The sequence below is a fragment of the Alphaproteobacteria bacterium genome, assembly GCA_018063245.1.
In the GTDB taxonomy this organism is placed as follows: Bacteria; Pseudomonadota; Alphaproteobacteria; order JAGPBS01; family JAGPBS01; genus JAGPBS01.
Window position 1 is genome coordinate 33,550 of record JAGPBS010000017.1, and the last position, 6,242, is coordinate 39,791.

A 6,242-nucleotide genomic window follows, 5' to 3' on the forward strand; every position below is an offset into this window, starting at 1 on the left:
CTAAGATTTTATTGGTTCATTCATAATAATCTGTATAAAAGCATCAAAAACCTGTTGAGAGCCCGGATCTCCGGCTTTGCCTCTTTCTTCGAGTTCGCCAAGTAGTTTTGTTACGATTTCTTGGTGCTGACCTTCAAGAGAAAAAGCAATCCCTTCAGCAAGACTGTCAAGTGATAGATTTTTAAATTGTGTTGCATAGATTTGAGTGAGGGCTTTTTGGGCATCCAGATTCTGATGACTGCTAGCCATATTATAATATTTGATTGCTAAATCCAGGTTCTGTTGACTTTCATATTTCTGACCAAGCCATACTTGCGCTTTTGGATCATTGCTTTCAGCTTTGAAAGTCATTTCTTCTATCAAGAGCCTTTCTTTTTCTCTTTCGCGTTTTTTTAAATCAGCGCGAATTTGAGGTTTTAATTGCTCTAGACGATTTTCCTTTTCACTTGGGCTTAGAGTGCGAGGCGGAATAGGACCATTGAGTCTTTGAGAAATTTTATCATCACTCATGTTTAGATGGTCAATATAACTATCTTTTTTACGAGCAACTAAACCTTGAGAGGTCGAATGTACTTTCTTGTTTTCAGTCTTTGGATGCTCAAGTGTATGGTCAGGTTTGTGGTTTTTTGGACCGGATATAGGCATTATCGCTCTCCTCTTTAAAACTGCTTTTACAGTATGGGCGTATCTACCTAAATTATAGTGCATTAATATAAAATTTAATTCACATTAATATCTTTATAGTAAATTAGGAAGGCACGCTAATAATGCTATGCTTTGGCCTTTTCCATTTCTTTGATCTCTTCCAATAGAGCAGATCTGTCTTTTTGGAAAAACTTTATATCTTCAGAGTCAATCGAATTGTACCAATAAAGTGCTTTATGAAGATCGCGAGGCAGAATGTTACCAGATCTGTAGGATTTAGCGAGTAAAGATTTACCATCTGTTGTATCCGCTATTGTCATCAATGCATCTAGAAAGCTTTCAGGATTTTCAACAGGCACTTCTTTGTTCGCATACATATAGGCGATGAGTTTTGATGCTGTTTTCGAGCCGAGTAATTCAGCTGCCTTAAAATATTTTAAGGCGAGCCTTTTATGGGTATCAGATGCTTCGTCACAGGATCGAAGAGCCATAGCTGTTCTGACCAATTCTTTTACTTTTTTTTCTCTGACGAGAATTGTGATGTTAACGCGTGCATATAAAACGCGTGCAAGGGGAGGTGATTGTTCACATGAAAAATAGTCGCGTGCTTTATAAAGATCGACTTCGAGTCCGTATTTCCCTATCATGTAGGCCAGACCTAGTTCATAAGAAACACGTGGATCTTTTTTAACTGCAGCTATTTCAAGCAAGAGTTTTATATATTCAGCGTGATTTTGATGCTGGGAATTATCATCTTTATAAAGCTCAGCCAGCCTATATTTGGCCTCATCATTCCCAAGGCTAATTGCCTCTTTATAATAAAAAATAGCTTCTGGGATATTTTTGATGATTAAATCTGCATATTCGCTTTTTTCATAATCATTTCCCAGAGAGCAATAGATGTTACCTATAATCTCTCTTTGAGAAGGGCTTGTGACTAGTTTTACTCTTGAGCCGTTTCTGATCAGTGATCTAAAGGTTTTTTCATCATCAATGCTTATGTCAAGTGCAGAGAGATCGATTTCAACAATTTGAGGATTTGTAAGAAGGGCTAAGGCCCCTTTATCGCTGATCTCTCTGACAATATCTGCGCTGAGCTTGAATGTGTCAGCATGAGCAGGAAAAGCTCTGTTGAAGAGATCTTCACCTAATCTTTCATAGAGTTGATTCACCCTCATAAGGTTTTGATGAAATTTAGGATCTGAGCTTATATAGTTGTTTTTTCTGTCTCTCTTTTCAAAGAAACTGAGCTCAAAGATTTCAGTTGTCATCTCACCGAAGTATCGAAGAGCAATATTTGTAAGGAGTTGTTCTGGGGTCTCAAAAGCGATCGCATGATAGCGATCGTCAAAATCCACTTCGTTTGATGTGTTATTTGAATCCATCAAATAATAACGATTCTCACGGAAAAGAATCGTGACGACATGAGCGCCCCTTATCCCTGTTGATGTCGGAAATTTCAGTATTGCCACATTACTTTCTTTCAAGTTTGAGCATAAAGAGCCTGCCAAATGATTGCATAGAAAAGTGCGCGCAGCTGATATGTGAATATTCTGTTTTACCTTGTAGTTTGTGCCTAAAATGCCTTGGATGTTTGTTTGTGAATGAAGTGGAATGTTGCCTCTGTTCATTTTTTCAAGAACGGGCTCAGAAACCCACTCAGAAGCTTCATGGAAGCGTTGCTGCGCATATCGAAACATCTGGAAGAACTGTTTGATGTCATCTGTGAGCAGCATCCGTTTTTCATCTTCAGGTGTCAGGCCTTGCTTATCGCCATCATGATATTGACGGTAATTAAATCCTTGAGGGGGTTCAAAATGAATGCCGTCCCATTCGATAATTTTACGGGCTATGTCTCTATATTCACCAGTTGAGTCTTGATTGTTTTCAACTTCTAATGAGAGCTGTCCATAATATATTGAGAGGCCCTTGCAGTGGCCACGACTCAGGTCGTTCAGAATCTTTTGGATTGTTTCTTCATTGTAGGCAGGGTTTTCTTTTTGTAATCCAGTCAGAAAAAGTTTGATTTTCGCTAGTATAGGTGTTTGTGACAAAATCAAACGGGGGGTAATATCGACTGGTTTGTTTTGAATGGTGCTCTTTTTTTGCCCCGTGAGAAAATAGCGTGCCTTTGAAGAACCCGCATCGATTGCTTGTTTAAAGTAATGAAAAGCTTTTATATATTGACCTTCGATTGTTAGGAGTTCTGCTGTTCTACACAGAGTAGGAACTGTCGATACAACAAGTTTTTCGCGTTTTAAATTTTTAATACGAATTGTTTGAGATGATGGTTTCACCCTCTGAACAAGAGACTTGTCTTTTGAAGGAGTGATGGATGAATCAACAGATAGATTTGTGGCGTTTTGAGGTGCCAAAATAATTTTCGACATAATAATAGTCCTTGAAAAATAACTAAAAAATCAATATTTTATAAAATTTGTTTTTTTATAGCATAAAATAATATTTATTTCAATAGTTATTTGCGATATGAAAAGGATATGGTTTAGATTTTTAGAAATTGATAGTTATTGAGCTCTTATTTTTTGAGCATTTTTAATTTTTTTTGTGCCCATATAAACCCTTGATCAGCCGATATTTTGTAGTGTTTGATGGCTTGACCCCAATAAAATTCATAGTCTGGTGAACCTTTATCTTCTTCGTTCGCTTTTATCATATAGATCTGACCGATGTAAAATTGTATTTTACTATTTTCGGGCGATGCTTTTTTGAAGTAATTAAGGGCTTCTGGATAGTTTTGATTTTGAAAAAACCACATGCCTATTTCTTCAAGAGCAAGCTCGTCGCCTTCGGCGAGGGATTTTCTCAAATGATAGTCTTGCATTTTTCCTGTTGTTTCAGTCGCAAGATTATGATGCGCTTCAGCAAGACTTTTTCTGATTTTGTGGCCCATTAGGGTCGCTTTAGGAGCTGCTTTCATCAGAAAGTAATAGGCCTTGCTGTCTAAAACTAAATTTTTGATATTGATTGTTTTAATATGTTTTAGGCTATTAGGGGGCAGTAAAGTGATGAGAGTCGGATCAGCCGCAAAAAGAAGCTGCATCGTTTTTGAATCAAGTTCATGAGTCACTGTGGAAAAAAGTCTCTCAAATAGATCTGGTTCTAATAGGGTTACTAACTTGTTGAGGTTCATGATCTGCATTCTATGGGTTTCAATTTCAGTAGTTGGATAGAACGTTTTTCTTTTTTTCAAATCAAAAAAGGTTAATTTTGTGGGGCCGATGTTTCTAAATTGAAATTTTTTTACATTAAATTCAAATACTTGGAAGGAAGTGTTGACTTGCTGAGCTAACTCTTCAAGCGTAGCATACGAGAAGGCACTATACTGTGTGCTATATTCTGGCTCTAAAGAGGTATGATTTGAATCGAAATAGTAATATTTTCCATCTCTATAGCTAATTGAAATCGCATGGTTTTCGCCGTCGGCTGCGGGAATTGAAAAAAAGGCAGCATTTTTGTTGGAGAGATAGGCTTTGAGAGTGGGTAAAAAGGGTGTTATATCTCCATTTTTTGTCATGAGTTGATAGGTCTCGGATGTTTGAATACGAGGCCCTAAGATGAGCACCATGTTGCCTGGTGTATTTTGCCCTTTGAATATCTGACTTGAGGCTTCATGGAATGTTTGCTGTTCAAAACGAATAAGTTGGAGGACTTCTTTAAAATCGTCTGTGAAAGCGAGCCTCTCTTGTTCATCTGGCGAGAGGCCTTGTATATCACCAGCTCTATATTTGTGATAGTTAAAACCATGAGGGGGTTCAAAAAGCTCTTGGTCCCAGCTCATCATTTTTTGCATAAAATCATAGTATTCGTTTGACCGATAGCGTGTTTTTCCTGGATGCTTTAAAATGGAGAGCTGCGTGTGATAGATTGCCAATCCATTGCAGTGGCCTTTTTGTAAATCGTTTGCAATTCTATCAACCGTCCTTTTGGCATAAGCATTAGGATTTATTTCATGAAGCTGATATAAAAGCGAGGTGAATTTATGAAGGATAGCATTCTGCCTAATATCAATAGAGTCAATATTGAGTGTTTTGGATTTTGAGGGCTTTTCAGGGGAAGGTAAGGGGGCGAGCCTCTCGATGTCACCAAGCCAAAATTTTGCTTCTCTTGATCCCATTATTGAAGCATCTCGAAAGGTCTGTAGAGCTCCAAGCATATCTCTGTTATCAATTCGCTTGAGTGCGTTTTTGCACATAATGTCAGTTTGTACTTGATCAAGGGCTTGTTGGGCTTTGGTGAGTTTATTTTTTTGACTGAATAGTTGATGAGCTTTTTGGCGAAGAGAGACGGCTTTTTTATGAAATGATTTTCCTTTTTGAACTTTTTGATGAGAAAGGCTTGTTTCCTTTACAGATACGTCGTTGTGAGGCTTAACTCTCTTAGAGCCAGCACCAGTCGTGATTTCTCTCTCCTTAGGGTTTCCAGAAATTTCCAGAAAATCCAGTCCCTTTGGCCCCTCAATTTTGGCCATTCTTCTCTCCATGGTAAGTTAGGTTCATTTTACCATAAAAAGAAAAATTTAGGGAATTTTTATTAAAGTTAATTTTTAATGAAGGTGGAAAAAGCTTCTAATGTAATTGAGCGAAAAAAAAGAGGAATCTGAGATCCCTCTTTTTTGAAAGCTTGATTAGGCTTAGGCTGCAGCTCGTTTACTGCCGCGTCCTTTGAAAGATCCGCCAGATCTAGCGCCATCAAACGATTTACCACCACGTGGTGCAGAGCGTTTCTCGCCGCCAAATGAAGGTTTATTGCCACCGAATGAACGCTCTCTGCGTTCAGCTGGCGTTGATGCGCGTCTTTCTCTGAAAGCTGGCTTATCACCAAAACTTGGGCGATCAGAGCGATCTCTTGAAGGGGAACGTTTAGCGCCGAAAGCAGGCTTGTCACCGAAAGATGGGCGATCAGAACGATCTCTTGAAGGCGAACGTTTAGCACCGAAAGCTGGACGATCACCACGATCTCTTTGTGGTCTGTCACCAAAAGCTGGACGATCACCACGATCTCTTTGTGGTCTGTCACCAAAAGCTGGACGATCACCACGATCTCTCTGTGGTCTATCACCGAAACTTGGACGATCAGAGCGATCTCTTTTTGGCTTGTCGCCAAATGATGGACGATCTCTTGACTCAAAACGATCTGATGGAGCTGATCTTTTACGATCTGATCTATCATCGCGTCTGTCATCGCTGAAGCGTGAGCGAGATCTGTCACCACCTGATGATCTGCGATCATTCCGATCATTGCCTCTGCCGTATGATTTACGTCCAGATGATGATCCGCCTCTGTTGCCTTCATAACGTGGGGAATCAGGTACTGGTTTTGCAGGATCGAGCAATTGTTGAATTGCTTTCCAGAGACGCATATCCGTTGGTGAGATGATGCAAAGAGCAGATCCAGAAGCGCCAGCACGTGCTGTACGGCCAATTCTGTGGATGTAGTCTTCAGGGCATTGCGGGAGATCATAGTTGATCACATGTTCAATGTGTGGAATATCAAGGCCACGTGCTGCAACGTCAGTTGCAATCAGAACGCGGTACTTTTGTGCTCTGAAATCACGAATCACACGATCACGTTGTCTT

At 39.4% G+C, this 6,242-nt stretch carries 4 protein-coding genes; all 4 read right to left on the bottom strand.

The features are described 5' to 3' along the window. On the bottom strand, positions 1 to 645 hold the full coding sequence (locus KBF71_03740; protein MBP9877428.1) for a sel1 repeat family protein: 645 nt from the start codon (positions 643 to 645) through the stop codon (positions 1 to 3). Positions 646 to 770: 125 nt separating this feature from the next. Then, positions 771 to 3,035, bottom strand: a complete 2,265-nt coding sequence (locus KBF71_03745; protein MBP9877429.1) for a sel1 repeat family protein — start codon at positions 3,033 to 3,035, stop codon at positions 771 to 773. Positions 3,036 to 3,181: 146 nt separating this feature from the next. Continuing rightward, entirely contained in the window at positions 3,182 to 5,134 is a 1,953-nt protein-coding gene (locus tag KBF71_03750; GenBank protein MBP9877430.1) for a sel1 repeat family protein, read from the bottom strand. A 162-nt stretch (positions 5,135 to 5,296) separates the two neighbouring features. Further along, on the bottom strand, positions 5,297 to 6,242 hold a 946-nt coding region (locus KBF71_03755), incomplete at its 5' end, for a DEAD/DEAH box helicase (protein ID MBP9877431.1).